Genomic DNA, 22,612 nt, shown 5'->3' on the forward strand with positions numbered 1-22,612 from the left:
CGACCGGGACCGTTTCGGTGTTGCTCATGTGATGGTTCCTCGGGCGGCTTCGGCGGACCTGGCCGAGCGGGCTCGAGCGACGGTACGGCCGCGTGGGGAGCGGGGGAAACGCTCGAGCATTGCGCGGACCTCTTCGGCGTCGACGTCCGCGCCGAACAGCTCGGTGCCGGGCTCGAAGCGGACGCCTTCGGCGAGCGGGCCTGCGATGACGGGGTCGAAGCCGAGCGCGTCGACGAGCTGGGCGACGGCGGTGATGTCGGCGGCGTCATCGCCTGCGATGGCGAGCGCCTTGCGTCCGGGTGTTGCGGCTGGGCGGGCTTCGTCCTCGAGGTCGTGGTAGCCCATGTGGTTGAACGCCTTGACCACGCGGGCTTCGCGCAGGAAGGACTGCACAATCTCGCTGGAGGTGGTGCGCGGGTCGGTGAGGTCGTCGCGGATGCCGTCGGTCTCCCACCAGTAGTTCATCGCGTCGACGACGAGCTTGCCGCGCAGCGCGTCGGCGGGGATGGTGCGGTACTTGCCGAGTGGGAGGGCAAGGACGACGGTGTCGGCTTGGCCGGCTGCCTCGGTGGCGGTCGTGGCGGTCGCGCCGGGCGTGACGACCTCGATGATGAGCGCGATCTTCGCCGGGTCGCCGGAGCCGGCCACGAGCACGCGGTAGCCCGCGGCGACGGCGAGCCGGGCGAGCACGGTGCCGACCTTGCCGGCGCCCAGGATCGCGATGGTGGCGTTCATGTCGTCTCGGCGAGGATGTCGCGGACCATGGGGATGACCTTGGTGCCGTAGAGCTCGACGGCCCGCAGGCGGGCGCTCATCGGCTGCGAGCCGCTGGTGTACACCAGATCGAACCGGCCGGCGTCGAGTGTGCGGACGGTGCGGGCGATCTTGCGAGCGACGGTTTCCGGGGAGCCGACGTACAGCGAGCCGTGCTCGAGATCGGCGTCGTACTCCTCCCGGCGCAGCGGTGGCCAGCCGCGCTGGGCGCCGATGCGGTCGCGGATGACCTTGTAGCGGGGGTAGTGGAGCTGTTTGGCCTGTTCGTCGGTGTCGGCGATGAAGCCGGGTGAGTGAAGGCCGATCGGCCATGCGGGGGTGGCGAGCCGCTCGGTGGCGCGGCGGTAGAGCTCGATCAGGGGGGTGAACCGCTCGGGCGGGCCGCCGATGATGGCGAGCATGAGCGGCAGGCCGTGGCGGGCGGTGCGGATGATCGACTGCGGTGAACCGCCGACGCCGACCCAGGTGGTCAGGCGTCCGGAGTCGGTCTTGGGGTACACGTCGACGTGCTCGAGTGGGGTGCGCACGGTGCCGGTCCACGTGACCGGTTTCTCGTCGAGGAGTTGGACGAACAGCTCGAGCTTCTCCTCGAATAGCACCTCGTAGTCGGCGAGGTCGTAGCCGAACAGGGGGAACGACTCGGTGAACGAGCCGCGCCCGAGGATCACCTCGGCGCGGCCCGAGGAGATCGCGTCGAGGGTGGAGAAGCGCTGGAAAACACGCACGGGGTCGTCGGAGCTGAGCACGGTGACGCCGGAGCCGAGGCGGATGTGGGAGGTGCGGGCGGCGATGCCGGCGAGCACCGTCTCGGGTGTGGAGATCGCATACTCGGGTCGGTGGTGCTCGCCGAGCGCGATGGCGTCGACGCCGAGTTCGTCGGCGAGGGTCGCCTCCGTGACGACCTGGCGGATCGCCTCGGCGTGGGAGACGAGGGCGCCGGAGTCGTCTTCGGGCACGTCACCGAAGGTGTCGAGGCCGAGCACGAGGTCGCTCATCGGGCTGCTCCTGGATGTTCATCGCACTTGAGACTTCGAGTCTCGCCAAGTCGACCCTGATTGCGGTATGACGATCAAGCCCGTTTTGTTGACGTGTCTACATCTACGCGAATTCTGGTGACGTGTCAACATCGCTGGTAGACTCTGCGCATGTTGCGACCTGGAAGCTGGACGAAGCCCGCGGGCGCGAGTCCCATCCGGGTAGTCGACGGCGAGCCCGGCAGCAGGCCCCGGTTCGTCGTCGAGAGGGAGCGGGCCGAGCGGGGTGTCGGCAGCCTCTTCGGAGGGAGCAAGCGGGCGGGCCGTAGTGTCATCAGGCGCGAGGCCTGCAGCCTCGTCAGAGTTACGACGGAGGAGCCGAGCTGCTCATCTCACGGTGAAGGCCAGGTCCGGCGGGTGGGCGTTCCGGAGGTGCGCCTGTCGGATCCTTCCGGGGTACGGGGAGCGGCACGTGTGCATGGTTTCGTCACGGAACGGGAGAGGTCCGTCTGTGCAGCCTCGTCAGCGAAGACCGGTCGTATAAGCCGATGGTGAAGTCGGCCGGAGCGCAGCGGGAGTCCGACGGGGTCGTAGCGCCGCGGATCGCCGGGAGGTCCCCGATGGGAGGGAAGGACCCCGACTTTGACCATGCTGGTGGTGGGGGTAAGCGTCAGGGCATGACCGGGGCTGCCCTTCGGCGTCTCCGTGCCATGTATGACCGGATCTACCAGGGTCACGTCCTGGTGGAGGCGTGGGAGCGGGTGCGCGCGAATCGCGGCGCGGCCGGGGTGGATCGGGTCACCCTGGCCGCGGTGGAGGCCTGCGGCGTGGACCGCATGTTGCGTGAGTTGCGCGATGACCTTCGCGCAGGCAGGTATCGTCCGGCGCCGGCCAGGCGGGTGGACATTCCGAAACCAGATGGTGGTATGCGGCCGTTGGGCATCCCCACGGTCCGCGACCGGGTGGCGCAGGCCGCCGCGAAGCTGGTGCTGGAACCGATCTTCGAGGCCGACTTTGTGTCGGTGTCGTACGGGTATCGGCCCCGGCGGTCGGCGGCCCAGGCGATGGAACGACTGCGGGTCGGGTTCATCGAGGGTATCTCCAATGTCGGAGGGTTCGGCATCCGTAACTTCTTCGGCGAGAGTGACCATGACCGGTTGTTGGCCGATGTGGGCAAGAGGGTGTCGGATCGGCGGGTGCTCAAGCTGATCCGCCAGTGGCTGCAGGCGGGTGTGATGTTGGACGGGGTGCTGGAGCGGACGGTCGCTGGGACCCCGCAGGGCGGGGTGATCTCCCCGCTGTATGTCCAGAAGATCATCGGTAAGCCGTATGCGGGAAAACCGCACGTAGGGATTGAAAGGGGGATGGGGAAACCCGGCCGCGCAGCGGTACCGGCGCCCCTGACTACCAATGGGTGAGGCGCGCTGGCTCGACGAGCGGGAGGCGCGCGTGTGGCGCGGGATGATCGGCGTGCTGCAGCGGCTGACCGCGGTGCTGGAGCGTCAGTTGGTCCAGGATGCGGGGCTGTCCGGGGCGGAGTACACCCTGTTGGTGCCGCTGTCGGAGGCTCCGGGCGGGGTGTTGCGGGCGCGTGACCTCGGCCGGATGGTCGGCTGGGAGCGCAGCCGGATCTCCCATCAGGTCACCCGGATGGAGAAGCGCGGCCTGGTCGCCCGTGAGGAGTGCAGCGAGGACGCGCGCGGGTCGATGGTCCGGCTCACCGACGCAGGCCGGGCGGCCATCGTCGCCGCCGCTCCCGCACACGTCGCCGCCGTCCGGCGGCACTTCATCGGCGCGCTCACCGACGCCGAGCTGGATGTCATCGGACCCGCGCTCGAACGGGTCCTCGACCGGCTCCCCGACGACGACGGATGACACCGCCTCCTTGATGGGGTCGTGTCCGACCGGCTGGGCCCCAGGCGAGTTCCGCACCTGATCGTGCAACTGGCTCTCACCTACACGGGCGGCGGCAATGGTGCGAGGCGATATGGCGGGGGAGCCGCCCCGTGCAGGTGGACCGTTGCTGTAGGGCAAGGCTCTATGGTGAGTGGCACCTGCGTAAGGTCCTGACCGAGTACGAACGCCCATTTCAACCACCATCGCCCGCATCAGGGACGTTCGCTTCGCCTGCCGTTGCACGAACCTGGTGAGGTGATCGACATGGCCTCCCGGATCCACCGTGGAAGGACCGTCACCGGACTGATCAGCGAGTGCCGGAGAGCAGCCTGATCGCCCTGCGAACGCCCAGTTCAGCAACGGTATTCGCCGTTCTGGCACCCCGCAGGGGCACCTGTATCCCGAGGTCCCTCACACGCCGGATCTGGAGCAGGCGCAGCAGATGCGACACCCTGTACTTGTTGGGCCTGTGAGCCGGTTCGTCGAGCAGGCCAACGCGGCGACTCGGATCAGGCGGGCTCTGCCGCGCAGGTCAGCTCGCGCACCGGGCGTTTCCCCGTGGTCAGGAACGTCGTCACCGCGGTGTCCGCGCACGTGTTCTCGCCGAGCAGGTAAACACCATGGCCGCCTTGCTCGACGGTCACCATCCGGGCCCGGTCGCCGAGCGCCCGCTGCATCTTCCTGGCGCCGGCCAGCGGTGTCCCCGCGTCGCGGAGGAATTGCACCATGAGGACGTTCGACGGGCCCCGGTCATTGACGCGCACCGGCGCCTCGATGGGGTCGGACGGCCAGAACGCGCACGGCCGGATGTTGGCCGCCGCCGCGCCGAACATCGGGTACCGCTTCCGGTCGGCCTCGACGGCGCGCTGGTACGTATGGATCGACCGGGGCCAGCGCGAGTCGCCGCAGACCACGTACTGGTGACTGGACATCGAGTTGTCCGAGTTCAGTACGGGATTATCCGCCGCCCCCGCCGACGGCGCCTGGCCGGTGTCGATCGACTGCCAGAGCCCGGCCAGAGCAGGGAAATTCGCGTCGCGGAAGAGCATGGCGAACGTGAGCATCCGGAACAGCGCACCGTCGGTTCCCTGGACCGGTGTCCTGTCCAATCGTTCGGCGATCTCGAAGTACTTCTCGGTCACCAACTCCGGTGTGCTGCCCAGCCCGTACCCGGGGTGGGCGGCGGCGTACTCGGCGAAGTCGGGGAGCCGATCTTCGACGCCTCGGGCGAACAGACTCCTGTCCTCGTAGTTGATGCCGCCAGGGGGCAGGTTGCTGTCGATCACGATCCGATCGCCGCGCTGTGGGAACAGCGTGGTGTACACCGCGCCGAGGTGGCTGCCGTAGGAGTAACCGAGGTAGGAGAGCTTCGGCTCGCCCAGTGCCTGCCGGATGCGGTCCATGTCGCGGGCGGTGTTGGCGGTGGTGACGTACGGCAGCATGAACCCCGTCTTCGACGTGGCGCACTGCCTGGCGATGGCTTTGGCCTCCTCCGCCTGCTTCGAGACGTAGGCCGCGGTGGGCGCGTACGGCGGGATGTTGCCCCGCAGTTGCTGCTCCGGTGTCAGAGCGCAGGTCACCGGCCTGCTGCCGCCGACGCCGCGCGGGTCGAACCCGATCACGTCGTAGGTGTCCAGCACGCTCCGCGGCATACCGGCGGCCACGAGATCGACCGGGAACCGCAGGCCCGCCGCGCCCGGGCCGCCAGGGTTGAGTAGCAGCACGCCGCGCCGCCGCGTCGGGTCCTTGCTCGCCAGGCGGGAGATCGCGATGTCGATCGTCCGCCCGTCCGGCTTGCGGTAGTCCAGCGGAACCTTGAGCGTTGAGCACTCCAGACCGGACGCGGCGACGTTCTCCGGGCACGGCCCCCACCGCACCGCGCTCTGCGTGGCCCTTGCCGCAGCGGGCACTCCCGGCAGGAGGGTCGTCGCCACGGCGGCGACGGTCAGGGCTGTCAGGGCTTTTCGCATCTGATCACTTTCTACGAACGAGATGGGCATGGGCGTGGACGGGCCGTCGGGAGGCGTGATCAGCGCTCGTCCAGGTTGGTCATGAGCGCCTGGAACAGCCGGTTCACGCGGCGCTGCTGGTCGTTGAGCAGGTGCTCGCCGTAGGCCGCGAGCATCGAGGGCACGTCGAGGCCGACTTCGATGTCGGGAAGTCGGCGATCGTCGCCTGCCAGCTGGTGAGCCGCTCGATCTCTGCGGTTGTCTGCCGATCCAGCGTGTCGAGCAGCTCGCTGGCGGCCGGGCGTAAGTGCTTCATGTGGGTCGATTACAGCCGTTGCGGCGCTCTTCCGGCAGTGCACCCACGTCACCACCTTGCCATGACATTTTGCAGGTGAAGTCCATGACGCGGCGTCACTGGTGAACCCCGGAGCGATCTGGCCGCACCATTGGACCGGTGTCAACGGCCGAGTGCCTTTTTTGCACGGCCACGGACAACTGGCGCCCCCATCTCCGGACGCCGAGCGCCGGCAGCCCTGAGCAACGTCGCGCGCACCCGACCACACCCTTGGCCGCCTCCTGCGGATCCGACGTCTTGCCGAGCTGGGTGTGCCGCTCTCGCAGATCGGAGAAGGCCGAACCAGATGCGGTGGTCAGCGTCGCAGACGACCGATCGCCGATGACAGTGACCGGGTAGGCGAGGAATCCGTACTGCACGGTCTGAGTCTCGGTGACACAGGACGATGACGAGTATGTCGGGCCGGTGCCGCAGGGTCGCCTGGACCGCCCCTTCTCCCTCCTCGGCCTCCGCGAGCACGGTGACATCCACTTCGAGGGGAAGCGGCGACGCCGGCGCCGACCGCAGAAGAGCCTCGTCGTCGGCAAACACCGCGGTGGTCATCGGTCGCCCTACCGCGTCGCCAAAGCAGCGTCGCAACGTCGGCGGGGGAATGTCGCGGTCGTGCGGAACAACCCGTCCTTCCGCTCCACCGTCAGCTCGCCTTCCTGGGCTGCCAAGCGGTCCCGGAGGGCGGCGAGTCCGCTGAGCCTGGGAGGCCCCGCCTCGCGTGCGCCGTCGTTGGCGATGGAGATGCCCGTCTCCGAAAGGGTGATCCACACCTGCTCGGCCTCGGCATGGCGCAGGATGTTGGTCGTCGTCTCCCGGAGGACCTGGCCCAGCAGCTCACCGACACGGACGTCCACCTCGGCCCCGCGGTCGACGCGCACGTGGATGCCCGCGGCCTCGAAGAGGTTTTTGGCGTTCTCCAGCTCTGCGGACAGGTTGAGCCGCCGCTGCGCGTGGGCGAGCTCCCTGGTCTGCGTGATGGTGTCGCCGACCAGGGCGCGCACCTCTTCCAGCTCCTGCTCCACCCGCCCGATGTCACTGTGCAGCAGCTTCTGGGCCAGCGAGACCTTCAACTTCACCGCATGGAGCGTATGGCCCTGAATGTCGTGCAGGTCGCCGGCGAAACGTACGCGCTCCCGCATGACGGCCACCTCCGCTTCGCGTTCCCGTGCCTTCTCCAACTCTCCGATGAGGTCGTGGATCTGGGCGAGGAGGACCGTGAGGACGACTCCTCCCAGGGCGACGCATGAGGAGAGGAGGACGTACTGGACCAGAACGTCGACCATGTCCTCGCGCGCCACCACCAGTTTCGTCGCCACCACGGCGACAGCGAAGGCGGCGAGTGCCGCGATCGCCGCCCACCGGTGGCGCGGCAGCTCCAGAATGGTGATGGTGGCCACGATGGCGAAGCCGTACGATGGCGCCGAGGCGTCCGCCGCCAGCACTCCGACGAGCCATACGGTCGCGGTGACGATCAGGCCAGGAAGCGCGACGCACGAGGAACGGCCCACGGTCCACCGATTGACGACCACCAGAGCCGCGGACACGCCCACGCCCATGAGGAGCGCGTCCCACCAGGAGTCGGTGTCGGTCGCCACCAGCAGCGATCCAACGGCGGAGATCGAGCCGGACACGATGCCAACGTTGAGTTTGCGTAGCTGGCCCTGCGTCTGCTCGGTCTGCTCGGAGGTCAACGTGCGTCCCTTCCAGGCTCGTGTCCACAGCCACCACATACAGTCCTCCATCCCGGGCTTCGGCTGTTGGAGCAGAGGCGGCGGCCCGAGCCACGGAGGAGAGGCCCCGTGCAAACGGACGACACGGCGGCCCTCTTGGATATGGGCGAAGACCATACCCCCATAGGGATGCTCTCCGTGACCAGGCGCCGGAGGCACGCCTCAGTGTGCTTCCACCTCGCCGAGTCCACCAGTGACACCACGTCATGATTTCGCCTGCGGAACGAGAGAAACCGGTGGTTGAAGCCTCCTGCGGTGCCGGTCACGGTGTATCTGAGCGATATGCAGGCGATGGTGGTGGGGCGGTGGTCCCAGCGATAGCGGGTCGTCGAGCGTCGGATGAGCATGCGGAGCGTGACGAAAGCGGCGGTGAGGTATAGGTAGAAGTCCACAGTGCTGCTGCTCTTCTCGGTGCAGCGCCGCCAGCTTGCCGTAGCCGTTCATCCACGAGTGGCACCGCTCAACCACCCACCGCTTGCCAGCCTGGATCGGTGCGGGCACACCCTTACGGGCTATCTCGCCGGTGAAGCCGAACTCGTCGAGCAAGGCGCGGGTCTTGGCACTGTCGTAGTCGAGATTGCTGCCTGCGGCGATCTCTCCGGCCAGCCAGGTCAGATCCGCAGAGAAGTCGGTGGTGGGGTCGCCGAAGAGGAAGAAGGTGCGGATCGACCGGCCGTGCCGTCCTCCGTCGCCCAGCAGGGCATCCGGTGACAGCACCGCATCGGCCTCGGAGGATCGGCCTACGCTGATGAGGCTGCCGCCGGCCGACAGGGAGGCGAAGGCGTCGACGAGGTACTGTCCGCCGACGTTGTCAAGAACGGCCGAGACGGGCTGCCGCACGGCGGCCGGCTCAGGGTGGACGCCGTGGGCGCCCAGGGCTCGCAGCCCGTCCGCCTGAGCGGTGCTCCGGCTGATGGCAACGACGTGCGCGCCGGCGCGGGCGGCCAACTGGACGGCATAGCGGCCGACACCGCCGGAAGCACCGGTGACCATCACGCGCGACTTCCACCGCGACGCGGGCTCGAGTCCGATGGTCAACCCGTTTCCCCTCGTCCGGCCGGGTGGCCGTGCGCATGGCGGCGTGCCGGTGGGCACGGACGATTGCGGAGTCGACAGGATCGTCGCCGTCGAGCGTGGCTTTCACGGCGCTGAGGTTCCATTTCACCTCGTCGGAAGCAGCCTGCTGTCTGACCCGTCAGTCGGGCTGCTTCTCCATATGTGCGAGGACGCGGTTCGAGAGCCGGGCGAGCGTGTCGAGTTCTTCGTGGGTGAGGGCGTTGATGAACAGTCGGCGGACGTGTTCGACGTGTACGGGCGCGGCGTCTTCGATCGCTTTGTAGCCGGCCGTGGTGGCGACGATGAACGCTCCTCGTCCGTCGTCGGGACATTCTTCCTTGGTCACCAGTCCGCGTTTCGTCATCCGCCCGACTTGGTGGGACATACGGCTCTTCTCCCACTCCACCAGCTTCACCAGGTCCATGAAGCGCATCCGTCCGCCGCTGGTTTCGGTGAGTTTGGCCAACACGATGTAGTCGGAGGCGGACATCCCGGAGTCAGCCTGCACTCGGCGGGAAAGCCGTCCGATGAGCTTTTCCTGCATGCGGATGAAACTGTCCCAGGCGGCCGCCTGCTCCGAGGTCAGCCAGCGAGGCGTTGCGTCCATGGAGGGAGCGTAGCGAGATCGTTGACAGCTCATCCATCCCCCAGGCGCGGCCGATTCGGAATCAATGCCCAGAACGTCCGGAGCCGCCGCCAGCACCGGCACCTTTGACGTCTCACGGCTTGCGGCCAGTTTGGGGAAGGTGTCCTTATATCCCTCCTTGCCGCACTTTCCGTTACGCGTCGCCACGGTCCGTACCGCCACATCAACGCCTGGGCCGCCACCCGGTGCCATGCCCGCTCCCCGCAGCACCCGACGCTCTAGGTGGACGCTCCAGTGGGGGCGGCTTGGGTCAGGTACCCACGCAACTCGACCGGTCGACGGCTCGGTCGTCAGTTGACGATTCAACGACTGGCGTCTAATGTAGGTGACACGTCAACAAAATGGGTGGGGCCGTCAGCCGGCCAGCCCGTACTCGGCTCGCTGCAGGCATCGAGATGTTGGTGCACCGCCTGAGGCCCGCGGACGCGAAGCTCCAGAAGGGGAATCCCATGAGCACTGGGAACAAAGCCGGACTCAACGCGCTGCTGACGCCCGAGGAGAGCGTCCTCGTACTGATCGACCACCAGCCGTTCCAGTTCGCCAACCTGAACAGCCACGAGCCGACGATGGTCGTCAACAACGTCATCGGACTCGCCAAGGCCGCCAAGGTGTTCGACGTCCCGACCATTTTGACGACCGTTCTGGAGGAGCGCGGCGGCCTTCTCGTCCAGGGTCTGCAGGACGTGTTCCCGGAGCAGAAGCCGATCAACAGGACCTTCATCAACAGCTGGGAGGACGAGCGCGTCGTGGATGCCGTCAAGGCGACCGGGCGCAAGAAGCTGATCATCGCTGGTCTCTGGACGGAGATCTGTGTGGCGATGCCGGCCATACAGGCGGCGGGCGAGGGCTTCGAGGTCTTCGCTGTCACCGACGCCTCGGGTGGCGTCTCGAAGGAGGCGCACGACATGGCAGTGCGGCGCATGGTCCAGGCGGGCGTGGTTCCGATCACCTGGCTGGCCGTGATGGGCGAGTGGCAGCGCGACTGGGCCCGTGAGAAGACCGTGCCGGGCGCCGCCGAGGTCCAGGCGCAGCACGGCGGCGCCTCCGGTGTGGCCTTCGCCTGGGAGATGCAGCTCCTCGCCGAGCGCGCCGGAAGCGGCGCCTGACATGACTACCGCGCCGGCTCCCATCCGTATCGGGTACTGCCTGTCGCTGACCGGTTCCCTCGCGGACAACAGCCGGTCGGCCCGCCTCGCCCATGAAATCTGGCGCGAGGACGTCAACGGGCGAGGCGGGCTTCTCGGCCGCCCTGTCGAGTTCGTCCGCTACGACGACCAAGGAAACGCCGACCTCGTTCCCGGGATCTACGAGCGGCTGATCGACGAGGACGAGGTGGATCTCGTCATTGGCGGATACGACACCAACACGGTGCTCCCGGCCATGCCGTTGATCGTGGAGCGGTTTTCGTCGGACTCATGGGTCTCGGCGTCAACAACGCGCTCCTGTATCCGAACTACTTCGCCATGATCCCTTCAGGGCCGGATCCGAATGCCGCACTCACGGAGGGGTTCTTCGCTCTCGCGGCAGAGCAGAGCCCTCTGCCGGAAACCGTGGCGCTCGTGTCTGCCGACTCCGAGTTCTCGCGCAATCCCATTATCGGGGCCAAGGCGAATGCTGAGAAGTACGGTATGAAGGTGGCCCATGATCGGTCCGCAGAACACAGCGGTGCGGACGGAGCTCGGCCCGTTGCTCAACGGTGTCGTGAACTACGAGTATTGGGCGCCGGTGCCCAAGATGATGTTCCCGGGCGTTGCGGAACTGCTGAATGCCTATCAGGAACGGGCCGGTGAAGCCGCTCACCTCGAGGCGGGGTGCTGAAATTGCGGCAAGTGTATGTGGAAACGCTCGCTAATTTACAAGTTGATGCATCAACTTGATTGGGTCAGCGTGGAACAAAGACCACGCGGAAGGCGTATGGAGGACACATGTCAGTAAAAGTGAGTGACGTTCCCGAGGCCAAGCGGTACGAGGCCCGGGTCGAGGGAGAGTCCAAGGTCGCGGGCGTCGCGGAATACATCCGTACGACAGAACTCGTCGCGTTCGTGCATACCGAAGTCTCGCCGGAGTACGAAGGCAGGGGGATTGGGGCAGCGCTGGCTCGCACCGCCCTCGACGAGGCGCGCGCCGCGAACCTGCGGGTGCTGGCGACCTGTCCGTTCATCGCGGGGTGGATCGCCCGGCACCCCGAGTACCAGGACCTGCTGTATCAGTCCCGCAGCAGAGTCAGCGACTGAACACCGGGCATGGCAGCGACAGAGGCCGGTATGAGCAGCGGAACCGAGAAGAAGGCGTACGAGGGCCAGTCGATCACGGTGACATTCGAGGCCAGGCGCTGCCTGCACGCCGCCGAATGCGTCCACGGTTTGCCGGAGGTCTTCGACCCGGGTGAGCGCCCGTGGATCCGGCCGGACGGCGCCGAGGCCGAGCGCCTGGCCGAAGTGGTGCGGCGCTGTCCCTCGGGTGCGCTGCAGTACGAACTCGTGGACGGAGGGGCGGAGATTCCGAACCGGCCCACGCAGATCACGCGCAACTCCGTCGGACAGTTGATCGCGCGCGGCGAGTTGAGCATGGACACGGCGGCAGGCCCGCGTGCGGAGACCAGGGTCATTCTGTGTGGTTGCGGGCAGAGCCGTCTCCAGCCGTACTGCGACCACGTGGGGCCATGCGGTCAGACAGCGTCGGGCTGACCCGCCCCCTCACACATAAGTGCCCCAGAAGAACCAGGAGTCGAGCAGCTAGTAGGTAAAAGCTAAAAGTTCAACCTGGGCGCACTGAAGGTGTGGTTCACCTTCGACTCGCAGGCGCAGGGCAGCTTCGTCGTCGAGGAGGGCGGCGGGCTCGCGCCCGACGGTCACGCGGAGACCGTACAGCTCGACCTGAAAAAGATCCGCGACGGCGTCTACCTGAACTCGTGGACCGAGGCCGGCGGCGCCACCGTCACCCACGTCGAAGACTTCGCCAACGGGACGCTGTATTCCAACGTGACTGTCGGCGGCACTCTCTACAACTTTGTCGGGACCATCGAGGAGGCATGACCATGACTGGCAGTACCGCGGCTGACCAGGCTCAGCGCAACACCGAAATCGTGCTTACCGCCATGCGTGAACTCTTCAAGAAGAAGGATATTACCGCGCTCGACCGGTACTGGGCTGAGTCGTCATCGTCGACATCTTCCGGCTGGACAACGGCCGTATCGTCGAACACTGGGACGTCATCCAGGACCTCACCTCTCCCGACGCGACAATCAGCGGCAATCCGATGGTCTGACACCAGGCAGGCAGGAGCGTATTAGCGCGCCGCTCCATTCTGCCGATCGGCGCCAGGGCCAGTCTTGCCGATCACGGTCGAGCCAGATGAGTGTGCTGGCGAGATGCGCATGAACTGATTCTGCTGGAGTGCGATCTGGAGATAGTTGGTCTGGAGGTCCGGCCGCTTAACGTACGTTACGGTGTCGGCCGGCGAAGGATCGAAAGCGGATATGCGCCATGCAAAATATGGGATCCGATCCTGCGGGCCTCGACGCCCACAGCGACTCAAGAAGGGAAGAGTAAATGGGGTACATCACCGTAGGGAATGAAAACAGCACGCCGGTTGAGCTCTACTACGAGGATCAGGGCGCGGGTCAGCCCGTCGTCCTCATCCACGGATATCCACTGAACGGTCACAGCTGGGAGCGCCAGACGCGAAATCTTCTAGCCGCCGGATACCGCGTCATCACCTACGACCGTCGGGGCTTCGGCAAGTCGTCAAAGGTGAACTCCGGGTATGACTACGACACCTTCGCCGCAGACCTGAACACCGTGCTGGAGACGCTCGACCTGCACGACGTCGTCCTGGTGGGCTTCTCGATGGGTACGGGCGAGGTCGCCCGTTACGTCTCAAAATTCGGACATGAAAGGGTCGCCAAGCTCGCGTTCCTGGCCTCGCTGGAGCCTTTCCTGGTCGCCCGGGACGACAACCCCGAGGGTGTGCCGCAGGAGGTCTTCGACGGAATCGAGGCAGCGGCGAAAGGCGATCGGTACGCCTGGTACACGCAATTCTTCTCGGACTTCTACAATCTTGAGGAGAACCTTGGTAGTCGGATCAGCCAGGAGGCCGTCACCGCGAGCTGGAACGTGGCGACGTCGAGTGCCCCCGTGGCGGCCTACGCGGTCGTTTCCGCTTGGATCGAAGACTTCCGCACCGACATCGAAGTGGTCCGCGACAGCGGCAAGCCAGCTCTGATCTTGCACGGTACAGCCGACAAGATCCTACCCATCGACGCTACCGCCCGCCGCTTTCGACGGGACTTGCCCGAGGCGCAGTACGTGGAGATTGAGGGCGCCCCACATGGGTTGCTCTGGACGCACGCAGATGAGGTTAATTCAGCCCTGCGCTCCTTCCTCGGCTAGATCCGCGACGAGACCGGAAGGCATTCGTCATCGGCCCGTTGGCTACTGACGTGCGGTCTTCATGCGAGAACGGCTACCCCCGCTTCCAATGAGAACGGGGGTTGTCGGGTGTCCGTGGCCATTCAAAAGTGGGTCTTGCCCACTTTCCGTGATCAGTAGCCGTGCGGCACACGGACGCGGAGCAGGTCGGAGTTGGCTCGCCCGTACATCATCCGTTTGATCATCTTAAAAGTTACGTGGAATCTGGTCATGGAGGTGATCCTGTCTACGCAGTCCTGACCACGGAACTGGGAGATGGCTTGAGCGGCACGGTGGTGCTGGAGGAGAAGTGGGCCGGTGCTGGGCCGGAATGCCCCGGCGCCCGAGTGGCTGCGGATCTGGATGGGTCTGGGAAAGGCGCCGCGAACGATCGATGCCTACGCTGTGCCCAGGCGTCGTGGCAATCCTCGCCGACCTCGCTCACCGGGTTCCACGGTGAATCGTGATGCTCGGGTGCTGTGCGGCGGCCGTCGAGAGGCGGGTGTGCAGACCCTGCCAGGACTCGGCGGCGAAACCGTCCCGTCCGTCGCGGCTCCCGACTCCCCGACGCGCTGGAGATGAGTCGGGTTGACGCCGACGGCGCCGCCGCTTCTCGGCGCGTACCCGGCCCGTTCGAGGACGGTCACGCCGAGCCCGCGGTCGGCGAGTTCTGGCGAGGTGGCCAGACCGGCGAGTGATCCGCCGACGAGGATCGCGTGGAGCGGCCGGCTCATGCGAGCGGGACCACTCGGAGTGTCGCTTCGCGTGCTGGTGAGCGGGTCATCTGGCGGACGCCGGAGTCGTTGCCGTAACGCGAACGCAGGGCCTGGTCGACCTCCGCTTCACGCCCGAGGTCGGGGATGAAGGCCACTGCGAACCGTCGCCCGTCGACGTCGATCTCGCCCTGCCCTGAACGGATCGCACCTTGGTACCAGGCGCCGTGCGTTTCGTGGAGCGAGCGGATGAGCTCGTCCTGGGCGAGGCGGACGTGTCCGACCAGTACGAGGGATCGTGGTGTCCCGTCGGTGCGTGCTCCCACGATGCGGATCAGTGGCACACGGTAGAGCTGGTCCAGCTCGGCAGCGGTCCAGGGCTGAGTTTGCGGCAGGTGGCTTTCCGCGAGGTGGCAGGGGTCGAGCTATTGCGCGGGTTCTAGCAAGGCCAGGAGAATCCGGTGCAGCTCGGCGCGATCGCGAGGCGCGATCGTCGCCAGCCTGCGGTCGAACTCGGTCGCGAGCGATGTGAGCGCGCGGTCCCGCGCCGCTTCGCCCTCGTCGGTCAGTACGAGCCGATGCCGCCGCAGGTCCGCATCGTCGATCTCGCGCCGCACGAACCCCTTGGCGACGAGGTTGCGCACGTAGACTGTCACGCTCGCCTTCGGAATTACCAGCTTCGCCGCCAGCTCTGCCGGGTACGGCGACGCCGCCACCTCGGCGAGCACGAAGAACTCCTTCGATTCCAGCCCGAGCTCGGCCAGGTCGGCGCTGCAGGCGTCCAGCACGACGGTCAGCAGGCGATGGTTCAGCGTCCACAGCTGTGCGGCGTCAATCGACACACGCGCCCCTTCCTTCAGATGATACAGTCTCGTATTGGTTTGATATCGTACTACCGACTGCATTGAACTGACCGGCTATCGCACGAACCCTACGCGAAGGGACCCGTCAGGTGCTCCAGCACATCACCATCCCGCGTGGACCGATCGAGCTCGCCGCCGACCTCCACCTCCCCGACGACGACGCCGCGCCGCGGCGCGGCGTCGTGCTGTCGACACCGGGCAGCAGCGTGAAGGAGCAGATCGGCGCGAACTACGCCGCCCGTCTCGCGGCCCGGGGAATCGCGGCGCTCGTGTTCGACCCCGCGCACCAGGGCCGCAGCGGCGGCGAGCCGCGCGACCTCGAGGACCCGTACCGCCGCTCCGAGGACATCTCGTACGCAATCGACGCCCTTGGCGCCGTCCCGGGCATCGACCCGGGGCGTATCGGCGTCCTGGGCATCTGCGCCGGTGGAAGCTACGCGGTGCACACCGCCCGCACGGACCACCGCATCAGGGCGGTCGGCACCGTCGTCCCGAGCGACATCGGGGCGGCGTTCCGCGGCTTCCAGCCGGACGGCCCGGCAGCCGCCCTCGACGGCCTGGCCGAGTCCCGCGCTGAGGAGGCCCGCACCGGCGAGCCGGCGCGCGTGGCCTGGCTGCCCGATACCCCGGCGGATGCCGAGGCGCTCGGCGTGACCGACGTCGACACGCTCCAGGCGATCACCTACTACCGCACGGAGCGGGGCGGCAACGAGCACTCGACGAACCGCCGCCTCACCCGGAGCGACGCGCTGCTGCTCGGCTTCGACGCCTTTCACCTGGTCGACCAGCTCATGACCCAACCCCTCCAGGTCGTCCTCGCCGGACGACGCGGTACCACGGGCTCGTACGAGTCGGGCATGCGGCTGTGGGACCTGGCGCCCAACCCGGTAGACCTCATGGTCATCGAGGGCGCCGGCCACTACGAGATGTACGACGAGCCGGAGTACGTCGATGCGGCGGTAGACCGGCTCGTCGGCTTTTACTCGGACAACCTGTAGGTCGGAGGGTCGCCCGGGCGGGACCGGCGCCGTCCGAGTTTCTTCGCCGTCAGGCCGAGCCGCCGGACCGGGGTAGATCCTGCCCCGTGCCCGTGCTGATCCCGTCCCTGCCGCACTGTTGGACGGGATCAGCACCATCGCGCTGGGGGAGCTCGCCGCGCGCATCGCCGAGGCCGTCGCCGGCCGGGCGGGTCGCCCCGCGCTCGAAGGGCTTGCTGAGGCGCACCGGTCGTTCGCCCGTGATCGTCCCGGCCGATGGCAGGCGCTCCAGCGCCGGGCGGGGCCCGCGGTCGTCGGTTCCGACGCCGCCCGGACGGTCGTCGCGCTCACGGACGCCGTCCTGCGGGACTACGACGTCCCGCCGAGCGAACGCGTCCACGCCGCCCGGCTGCTGGGCAGCACCATCAACGGCTACCTCTCACTGGAACACATCGGCAGCTTCGACCACAGGGAACCTGTCCCTGAGGTGTCGTGGCGCAGGACGATCGACGCGCTCGACGCCCTCCTGCGGGCATGGCCGACCGCCCCGGCCGCCGCCCCGTAGGCACTCATGGAGAAGAAGGAAGAGAACGTCATGCTCAGCACGTCCCTGACCGCGCCGTTCGTGCACGGCGCCGCCGAGCTCGAACGCACCGCGCGCGGCCTGCGCCCCCACCGCCTTCCCGGCTGGGTCCGGGAACGGTTCCCGGACCCGCAGCTCCTGATGGTCGAGGGCCAGCCCTCGGGCGTCCGCGTGGTGGTGACCACCGCCGCCCGCACCATCTCGCTCGTGACCCACCCCCTGCGGGTGGCCTACCGGGGCGCGGACCGGCCACGGGGCGCCGTCGACCTGGTGGTCGACGGCGAACCCGTTGTCAGCAGCGTGCTCGACGGCGGCGACGTCATCGAGGCCGACCTGCGCACGGGCGCCACCGAGCTGCGCCCCGGCCCGTCACACACCACGACGTTCAGCGACCTGCCGAGCGGCGACAAGCTCGTCGAGATCTGGCTGCCCCACAACGAGTCGGTCGAGCTGATCGAGCTCCGGTCGGACGCGCCCGTCGCCCCAGTGGAGCCGGCACGGCGCGTCTGGCTGCACCACGGCAGCTCCATCAGCCACGGGTCGAACGCGAGCGCGCCCACCCGGATCTGGCCCGCCGTCGCGGCCCGGCTCGGCGACGTCGACCTGCGCAACCTCGGATTGGGCGGCAGCGCGCTGCTCGACCCGTTCCTCGCCCGTGTCATCCGCGACTCGCAGGCCGACCTGATCAGCCTCAAGCTCGGCATCAACGTCGTCAACCTCGACGGGATGCGGCTGCGCACCTTCGTGCCGGCCGTGCACGGCTTCCTCGACACGATCCGCGACGGCCACCCGACCACTCCGCTCGTCCTGGCCTCGCCGATCTTCTGCGGCATCCACGAGGACACTCCGGGGCCGGGCGCGGTGGACCCGGACACGCTCGGCACCGACCACGTCCGGTTCGTCGCCACCGGCCGCAGCGAGGAGCAGGCGCAGGGCAAGTTGACCCTCCGGGTGATCCGCGACGCGCTGGCCGAGATCGCCGGGCAACGGTCGGACGACCCGAACCTGCACTACCTGGACGGCACCACGCTCTACGGCCAGGACGACGCCGCCGAGCACCCGCTGCCCGACGCCCTGCACCCGGACACCGCCACCCACCGCCTGATCGGCGAGCGGTTCGCCCGGTACGCCTTCACCGAGAAGGGACCGTTCACGAGTTCATGAAGGCTTCGGCAACGGCGCGGTGGCGAATCCTGCCCCCGATCGCGTTCGCCCTTGACGCCGGTGACTGTCCCATGCGCGTCACCGCATGACAGGACCTGATCTCCCGCGGCGCCCGCACGCCTAACCCTGGGCAGGCGGTAGCCGAACCGCCGGGGCAGCGGCATCCGAACCGGGTGGGCCTGGAACGGCTGCAACATCAGCGCGGCGAACCGGCATCCTTCGCCTGCCGTACCAGCTTGAGCAGCGACGCGAGCGTGCGATCACGTTCGGCGGCGAACTCGGCCGGCTCGGACATCCGAGAGGTGAAGGCGCGGGCGAAGCCCCGGTCCAGAGCGTGCACCGCCATCAGCTTCCGGCGATGGCGCCCGGTCACTGGCCGCCGCGGGTGTCGAGATCGTGCGTGGAGACCTCGCCGACCCGGAGTCTTTGCGCGCGGCGTTCGCCGGTGTTCACGGCGTCTTCAGCGTGCAGCCGAGCTCGGGTCAGGCGGGCACCGGACTGAGCCTCGACGACGAGGTCCGCTACGGCACAACCGTGGCCGAGGCCGCCCAGCACAGTGGTGTGGCCCACCTTGTCTACAGTTCGATGATCGCCGCCGGGCCGAAGCCGCCGGGGTCTTCAACGAGTCGGCGGGTCTTCATGGGCAGCGCAGCGGAGGGGGCAATCGAATCGAGAGCGGCGAGACATAGGTTAGCTGTCATGTTCCGAGATGAGGATCTTGCCCTGCTCACACGGCCGCTCTACGCCTTCCTCACCGTTGCACCACGCGGTGAACGCTGGCCCGCGCCGCGCCCGGTGTGGTTCGAGGTAGCCGACGACGGCGACCTGCACATGTTCTCCCTCCCGGACGCGCCGAAGCTCGACCGCCTCCGGGAGCACCCCCGTGCTTCCGTCGTCGTCGCGGCTCCGTCTGGTGAGCCCGAACATTGGGTAGCGGTGGAGGGCTCAGTCACTCTCCACGATCAGGGTGGCGCCGAACTCGCGGCTCGTCTCGCCCATCGATACTGGGACATGAGCGACCCGAAGTACCAGAAGTTCCTCGACGAGTGGCTTGTCGGGAGCGTGGTGCGCATCGTCGTTCACCCAGAGGTGGTGAACCGCTTCTCCGCCTGAACAGCCAGACATCGTCAAGACGTCCGCTCCGCGCCGACTTGAGGCGTTGCGGACTCTGTAGATGCAGGCCGCCAGCACGTGCCCCGTCTGCCGGATGTCGGGTAACAGCACCCGCTGAACATGCATCGCTCCTCCGCGGGAATCACGTGATAGACAGCGGCAGATAACCATGTCCTGCAGGTAGCGCGAGGGGGCAGTACTGGCCTGAAAGGGGCAGTGGCCCCTTCTCAGGGAGGCTGCCCGTCTCCGGCGTACTTGGTCTGCGTCCCTGCTCCAGGCCGTCGCGCACGAGCTCGTGCGCGTGCGGGTCGCCAAGCCCCCGGGCCGCGGCGGCCAGGACCTGAACGTCGGCCTGGTCGACGTCGACCAGGCGCAGCGGCGCGAACTCGTAGCGGCCATGGGGGGCGAGTAGGCGGCCGGTGGTGCCGGCCTCGGGGTCGCTCTCGCCAGCGGCGTGGACGATCACCCGGCGCGTCGTCGGGCAGGTCGCGCCCGGAGCTGCCCGGCCGTCCAGGCCCGCTCTCCCTTAGGGCTGGTGACCGTCTCCCACAGCACGGCGCGATCAGCAAGTTGCCTGACACGCCGATCCACAGGTCACCGATGAGTTCGACCGGCACGCCGAGTCATACAGAGCACAACGAACCTACGGAAAGGACAATCCAATGACTGAGCTGAACGCGGAACTTGCCCGGCGAGCGATCGTCGAACACACCCGACGTCTGGCGGAATCAGTCGCCGCGGCTGGACCTGACGCCGCCGTGCCGACAGCCCCGGAGTGGACCATCACTGACCTGGTCGAGCACGTGGGCCAGACCCAGCACTGGGTCGCGGAGATCATCGAGCGGCGCATCACCGACCCGACACAGTTGCCCACGGAGATGGCCGCACTCCCCACCGACCCCCGCGAGTGGCAGGCGTGGCTGTCGGATTCCGCGCAGCGGGTCGCGGGCGCCTGCTCCGATGACGCGCTCGACGCGCCTGTGTTCAACCCCGCGGGGGACGAGCGGCCCGGGACGCGATTCTGGATGTCCAGCATGCTCAACGAGGCGGTCGTCCACGGTTTTGACGCAGCCACCGCGGCGGACCGACCGGCCGACGTTGACGCCGACATTGCAGCCGCGCTCATCAGCAACCACTTCGCGATGCTGACCTCCCCCACGTGGGGGATGCAGCGGCCGAAGTCCGCCCAAGCCATCCGAGGCACCGGGCAGACCCTGCAGTGGCTGGCCACCGACACCACCGACGACGCGGGCGCTTGGTTCGTCGAACGGCGGCCTGACGGGGTGACGTGGCAGCCCGCGACCAAGCAGGCCGATGTGACGGTGACCGGCTCGGCACGATCGCTGCTGCTGGCCTTGACCCGGCGACTCCCTCTCACCGACCGCGAAACCACCAACATCAGCGTCGACGGCGACACCGACCTCGCCCAGCACTGGCTCGACAACACCGCCCATGTCAGCGGCTGACCGGCACCGCCACGATGACACACCGCGAGGCCAGGCGAGCGCAGAAGACTGCTGAGCGCCAAAGCCGCTGACAGAAGGTAGTGGCGATTACAGAAAGATACTTTGGGGCTGGTCGCGCGGACCCGAGTGGGGCCCTGTTCGGACAGTAGCGCGGTCGAGATGAGGGGTTGCTTCTGACAGGACGGTATTCATCGTCTGGGTCATGGCCGCCCGACGCAATCCTAAAAGGACAAGGCCGCCCGGCGGCGCCGCCCCGGGCGGCGTCCGGCGTCATCGGGCAGACGGGTGCGGATGAGCCTGGAGACGGTCAGGAGGCGTTGCTGTTGCTCGGATTGGCCGGGGTGTGGCTGTGGAATGTCGCCGAGGATGGCAAGGTGCCGCCTACTGCGTGGACGGCTGTCTGACCTTGCACTATGCCCTGGCCGAGTACGGGATCGACTCCCGGGTGGAAGCGATGATCCTTGAGGTGGAGGGCAACGGCACGCACTCCCGGTACGGCGGCAAGGGTCCCCACTACAACGCCAACGGCACCTTCAACGGGCACGCTGTGCTCGTGGTCCCCGCGGCCGACCGGCTTCTGGATCCGACCCTGTAGCAGTACCGCGAGGTTTCCGACACAGAGGCGGCCACGATCCCGCTTATGGTCAAACTCAACGGGACCAGCTTGGGCCCCGCGGCGATGGAGGTCGCCCGCAGCGATCATCGGGTGCGCTGCCACCCGGTGCCGGAGCATCTGCGCGAGGCCTGGCGCAACGCCACGATCACGGCGAACGAGGACGCCTACCGGTGGGCGGGCGCGAATCTGGCGGCCAACGTGCTCGACATGCTGCGCAGCGAGTTCTTCCGCGAGGCGGCTCTCGCGTCGCCCTACCCTCGCTTGCACCGCCTGGTGCAGGCGCCGGGTGAGGCCAAGACGGTCGCCGACCGGCAGGGGGGTTACCGGTTCCGCCCGGCCGGGGCGACCGGTGAGGCTCGCTTGGCCGACATCCCCTGACCCGCTCGCCTGTGCGGTCGCACCGCTGGCGTCGCTCGGGCGGCGTTACAGGTCTTCGACGTAGCTGGCGGCGATCTCCTCGGGCGGAGCGCCGCGAGGTCTGCGGGGCCGCCCGTGTCGATCAGGTGCCCGACCAGGACGAGCTGCTCGTGCTCGTAGCGGGCCATGTCCGCCGGCAGCCCGGCCGCGGGGTCGGAACGCCATGCCGAGAGCTCCGGAGGGAGGTCGGGCGGCGCGCCGCTGTGGCGCAGCGCGGCGATGTCGGCCCGGCGCGCGGTCAGCCGTTCGATGTCGGCAGCGGCCCGGCGATCGAGCTCGTCGAGCAACTCCTCCGCTGCCGCCGGGTGATCCAGTACGGCCGGCAGCACGGACAGCTGGACGCCGAGCGCGGTCATCCGCGTGATGCGCAGGAGTCGGACCAGGTGGCCGACGTCGTATTCCCGGTAACCCCCGGACGCCCGCCGTGGTTCGGGCAGCAGCCCGATCTGATGGTAATGGCGCAACGTCCGGACGGTCACGCCGGCCAGCTCGGCGAGTTCACTGCTGAGCACAGGACGCCTCCTTCAGCTTCCGTTCGCGGCCGAGCGCGGTGGCTGCCGTGCCTGGTTCCGGAACTGTGCGGGCGATGAGCCGACCACGCGGCGGAACGCGGTGCTGAACGCGCTCTCGGACAGGTAGCCCGTGGCCCGTGCGAGCTCGGAGATCGACAGAGTGTCGCGGGTGAGGGCGTCGCGCGCGAGGCTCATGCGCCATTGGATCAGGTACTCCAACGGCGGGACCCCGACGTGGCTCTTGAAGGCCTGGGCGAACGCGGAACGCGACATGTGGCTGATCTCGGCGAGTTCCTTGAGGCTCCAGGAGTGGGCCACGTCCGCGTGCACGGCACGCAGGGCGGCACCGATGCCGTCCTCGTTCAGGGCGCTCAGCCAGCCGGTGGGCCGGTCTGTCTGGCCGGCGTG

The 22,612-nt window shown here is 67.9% G+C and carries 26 protein-coding genes and 4 pseudogenes; 16 read left to right on the forward strand and 14 right to left on the reverse strand.

What is annotated here, in order from left to right; all coding sequences use genetic code 11:
• Window positions 1–24: 24 nt before the first annotated feature.
• The gene (locus AB0L53_RS30600; RefSeq protein ID WP_364000955.1) at window positions 25–735 is read right to left on the reverse strand and encodes an NAD(P)-binding domain-containing protein; all 711 of its coding nucleotides are present in this window, start codon (window positions 733–735) and stop codon (window positions 25–27) included.
• Complete coding sequence (locus AB0L53_RS30605) at window positions 732–1,769, reverse strand: LLM class flavin-dependent oxidoreductase (protein ID WP_364000958.1); 1,038 nt, start codon at window positions 1,767–1,769, stop codon at window positions 732–734. Before AB0L53_RS30605 ends, AB0L53_RS30600 begins: the two co-directional genes overlap by 4 nt.
• Window positions 1,770–2,458: 689 nt before the next feature.
• Between AB0L53_RS30605 and AB0L53_RS30610 the strand changes: the two genes are divergently transcribed.
• The gene (locus AB0L53_RS30610; RefSeq protein WP_364000961.1) at window positions 2,459–3,166 is read left to right on the forward strand and encodes a reverse transcriptase domain-containing protein; all 708 of its coding nucleotides are present in this window, start codon (window positions 2,459–2,461) and stop codon (window positions 3,164–3,166) included.
• Window positions 3,159–3,623: a MarR family transcriptional regulator gene (locus AB0L53_RS30615; RefSeq protein ID WP_364000964.1), complete on the forward strand. Its 465-nt coding sequence runs from the start codon at window positions 3,159–3,161 to the stop codon at window positions 3,621–3,623. Before AB0L53_RS30610 ends, AB0L53_RS30615 begins: the two co-directional genes overlap by 8 nt.
• Window positions 3,624–4,153: 530 nt before the next feature.
• Here the strand turns inward: AB0L53_RS30615 and AB0L53_RS30620 are convergent.
• The 6 genes and pseudogenes from AB0L53_RS30620 to AB0L53_RS30645 form a co-directional block, all read right to left on the reverse strand.
• On the reverse strand, window positions 4,154–5,614 hold the full coding sequence (locus tag AB0L53_RS30620; protein WP_364000967.1) for an alpha/beta hydrolase: 1,461 nt from the start codon (window positions 5,612–5,614) through the stop codon (window positions 4,154–4,156).
• 712 nt (window positions 5,615–6,326) lie between these two features.
• Window positions 6,327–6,491: pseudogene (locus AB0L53_RS30625) on the reverse strand (DNA-binding response regulator); the annotation flags it as partial.
• An 8-nt stretch (window positions 6,492–6,499) separates the two neighbouring features.
• A complete protein-coding gene (locus AB0L53_RS30630; protein ID WP_364000970.1) occupies window positions 6,500–7,630 on the reverse strand; it encodes a histidine kinase in 1,131 nt (376 codons plus the stop codon).
• A 332-nt stretch (window positions 7,631–7,962) separates the two neighbouring features.
• Window positions 7,963–8,248, reverse strand: a pseudogene (locus AB0L53_RS30635) (IS5/IS1182 family transposase); the annotation flags it as partial.
• A 36-nt stretch (window positions 8,249–8,284) separates the two neighbouring features.
• Window positions 8,285–8,662: pseudogene (locus AB0L53_RS30640) on the reverse strand (zinc-binding dehydrogenase); the annotation flags it as partial.
• Between the two features lie 202 nt (window positions 8,663–8,864).
• Entirely contained in the window at window positions 8,865–9,563 is a 699-nt protein-coding gene (locus AB0L53_RS30645) for a MarR family winged helix-turn-helix transcriptional regulator (protein WP_364000973.1), read from the reverse strand.
• A gap of 257 nt (window positions 9,564–9,820) precedes the next feature.
• On the opposite strand from AB0L53_RS30645, the gene AB0L53_RS30650 reads away from it, so the two are divergent.
• The 7 genes from AB0L53_RS30650 to AB0L53_RS30680 all read left to right on the forward strand — a co-directional run bounded on the left by AB0L53_RS30650 (window position 9,821) and on the right by AB0L53_RS30680 (window position 13,762).
• Window positions 9,821–10,477 carry a hydrolase gene (locus AB0L53_RS30650; protein WP_364000976.1) on the forward strand — a complete coding sequence of 219 codons (657 nt, stop codon included), beginning with the start codon at window positions 9,821–9,823 and terminating at the stop codon, window positions 10,475–10,477.
• Window position 10,478: 1 nt separating this feature from the next.
• Window positions 10,479–10,838: an ABC transporter substrate-binding protein gene (locus tag AB0L53_RS30655; RefSeq protein WP_364000982.1), complete on the forward strand. Its 360-nt coding sequence runs from the start codon at window positions 10,479–10,481 to the stop codon at window positions 10,836–10,838.
• A gap of 174 nt (window positions 10,839–11,012) precedes the next feature.
• Complete coding sequence (locus AB0L53_RS30660; RefSeq protein WP_364000985.1) at window positions 11,013–11,189, forward strand: hypothetical protein; 177 nt, start codon at window positions 11,013–11,015, stop codon at window positions 11,187–11,189.
• Between the two features lie 107 nt (window positions 11,190–11,296).
• Window positions 11,297–11,605, forward strand: a complete 309-nt coding sequence (locus tag AB0L53_RS30665; protein ID WP_364000990.1) for a GNAT family N-acetyltransferase — start codon at window positions 11,297–11,299, stop codon at window positions 11,603–11,605.
• A 30-nt stretch (window positions 11,606–11,635) separates the two neighbouring features.
• Window positions 11,636–12,058 (forward strand): (4Fe-4S)-binding protein, encoded by a 423-nt coding sequence (locus AB0L53_RS30670; protein ID WP_364000994.1) that lies wholly within the window; start codon window positions 11,636–11,638, stop codon window positions 12,056–12,058.
• Window positions 12,059–12,148: 90 nt separating this feature from the next.
• Window positions 12,149–12,406 (forward strand): hypothetical protein, encoded by a 258-nt coding sequence (locus AB0L53_RS30675; RefSeq protein WP_364000997.1) that lies wholly within the window; start codon window positions 12,149–12,151, stop codon window positions 12,404–12,406.
• Between the two features lie 516 nt (window positions 12,407–12,922).
• The gene (locus tag AB0L53_RS30680) at window positions 12,923–13,762 is read left to right on the forward strand and encodes an alpha/beta hydrolase (protein WP_364001000.1); all 840 of its coding nucleotides are present in this window, start codon (window positions 12,923–12,925) and stop codon (window positions 13,760–13,762) included.
• Between the two features lie 748 nt (window positions 13,763–14,510).
• Here AB0L53_RS30680 and AB0L53_RS30685 read toward each other — a convergent pair.
• Together AB0L53_RS30685 and AB0L53_RS30690 are read right to left on the reverse strand one after the other, a co-directional pair.
• A complete protein-coding gene (locus AB0L53_RS30685) occupies window positions 14,511–14,888 on the reverse strand; it encodes a DUF2255 family protein (protein ID WP_364001066.1) in 378 nt (125 codons plus the stop codon).
• Between the two features lie 30 nt (window positions 14,889–14,918).
• On the reverse strand, window positions 14,919–15,335 hold the full coding sequence (locus tag AB0L53_RS30690; protein WP_364001003.1) for a MarR family transcriptional regulator: 417 nt from the start codon (window positions 15,333–15,335) through the stop codon (window positions 14,919–14,921).
• Window positions 15,336–15,445: 110 nt separating this feature from the next.
• Here AB0L53_RS30690 and AB0L53_RS30695 point away from each other — a divergent pair, with 110 nt between their 5' ends.
• The 3 genes from AB0L53_RS30695 to AB0L53_RS30705 all read left to right on the forward strand — a co-directional run bounded on the left by AB0L53_RS30695 (window position 15,446) and on the right by AB0L53_RS30705 (window position 18,080).
• A complete protein-coding gene (locus AB0L53_RS30695; protein ID WP_364001006.1) occupies window positions 15,446–16,354 on the forward strand; it encodes an alpha/beta hydrolase in 909 nt (302 codons plus the stop codon).
• A 118-nt stretch (window positions 16,355–16,472) separates the two neighbouring features.
• On the forward strand, window positions 16,473–16,898 hold the full coding sequence (locus AB0L53_RS30700) for a TetR-like C-terminal domain-containing protein (RefSeq protein ID WP_364001009.1): 426 nt from the start codon (window positions 16,473–16,475) through the stop codon (window positions 16,896–16,898).
• Between the two features lie 6 nt (window positions 16,899–16,904).
• Window positions 16,905–18,080 (forward strand): SGNH/GDSL hydrolase family protein, encoded by a 1,176-nt coding sequence (locus tag AB0L53_RS30705; protein ID WP_364001012.1) that lies wholly within the window; start codon window positions 16,905–16,907, stop codon window positions 18,078–18,080.
• A gap of 196 nt (window positions 18,081–18,276) precedes the next feature.
• On the opposite strand, the gene AB0L53_RS30710 is transcribed toward AB0L53_RS30705, so the two are convergent.
• Window positions 18,277–18,420 carry a hypothetical protein gene (locus AB0L53_RS30710; RefSeq protein WP_364001014.1) on the reverse strand — a complete coding sequence of 48 codons (144 nt, stop codon included), beginning with the start codon at window positions 18,418–18,420 and terminating at the stop codon, window positions 18,277–18,279.
• A gap of 23 nt (window positions 18,421–18,443) precedes the next feature.
• Between AB0L53_RS30710 and AB0L53_RS30715 the strand changes: the two are divergent.
• Window positions 18,444–19,193, forward strand: a pseudogene (locus AB0L53_RS30715) (NmrA family NAD(P)-binding protein); the annotation flags it as partial.
• Between the two features lie 142 nt (window positions 19,194–19,335).
• Here AB0L53_RS30715 and AB0L53_RS30720 read toward each other — a convergent pair.
• Complete coding sequence (locus AB0L53_RS30720; protein WP_364001017.1) at window positions 19,336–19,659, reverse strand: hypothetical protein; 324 nt, start codon at window positions 19,657–19,659, stop codon at window positions 19,336–19,338.
• 196 nt (window positions 19,660–19,855) lie between these two features.
• Between AB0L53_RS30720 and AB0L53_RS30725 the strand changes: the two genes are divergently transcribed.
• The 3 genes from AB0L53_RS30725 (at window position 19,856) to AB0L53_RS30735 (ending at window position 21,653) form a co-directional block, all read left to right on the forward strand.
• Complete coding sequence (locus AB0L53_RS30725; protein WP_364001020.1) at window positions 19,856–20,659, forward strand: maleylpyruvate isomerase family mycothiol-dependent enzyme; 804 nt, start codon at window positions 19,856–19,858, stop codon at window positions 20,657–20,659.
• Between the two features lie 388 nt (window positions 20,660–21,047).
• Window positions 21,048–21,254 carry a hypothetical protein gene (locus AB0L53_RS30730; protein ID WP_364001023.1) on the forward strand — a complete coding sequence of 69 codons (207 nt, stop codon included), beginning with the start codon at window positions 21,048–21,050 and terminating at the stop codon, window positions 21,252–21,254.
• Between the two features lie 45 nt (window positions 21,255–21,299).
• Window positions 21,300–21,653, forward strand: a complete 354-nt coding sequence (locus AB0L53_RS30735; protein ID WP_364001026.1) for a hypothetical protein — start codon at window positions 21,300–21,302, stop codon at window positions 21,651–21,653.
• Here the strand turns inward: AB0L53_RS30735 and AB0L53_RS30740 are convergent.
• Both AB0L53_RS30740 and AB0L53_RS30745 read right to left on the reverse strand, forming a co-directional pair.
• A complete protein-coding gene (locus AB0L53_RS30740) occupies window positions 21,596–22,204 on the reverse strand; it encodes a MerR family DNA-binding transcriptional regulator (protein WP_364001029.1) in 609 nt (202 codons plus the stop codon). The two genes, AB0L53_RS30735 and AB0L53_RS30740, sit on opposite strands and share 58 nt — an antisense overlap.
• Window positions 22,205–22,216: 12 nt before the next feature.
• Window positions 22,217–22,612 (reverse strand): AraC family transcriptional regulator (locus AB0L53_RS30745; RefSeq protein WP_364001032.1); only part of this gene is annotated, 396 nt, incomplete at its 5' end.

Source organism: Nonomuraea sp. NPDC052129, assembly GCF_040680095.1.
Taxonomy (GTDB): domain Bacteria; phylum Actinomycetota; class Actinomycetes; order Streptosporangiales; family Streptosporangiaceae; genus Nonomuraea.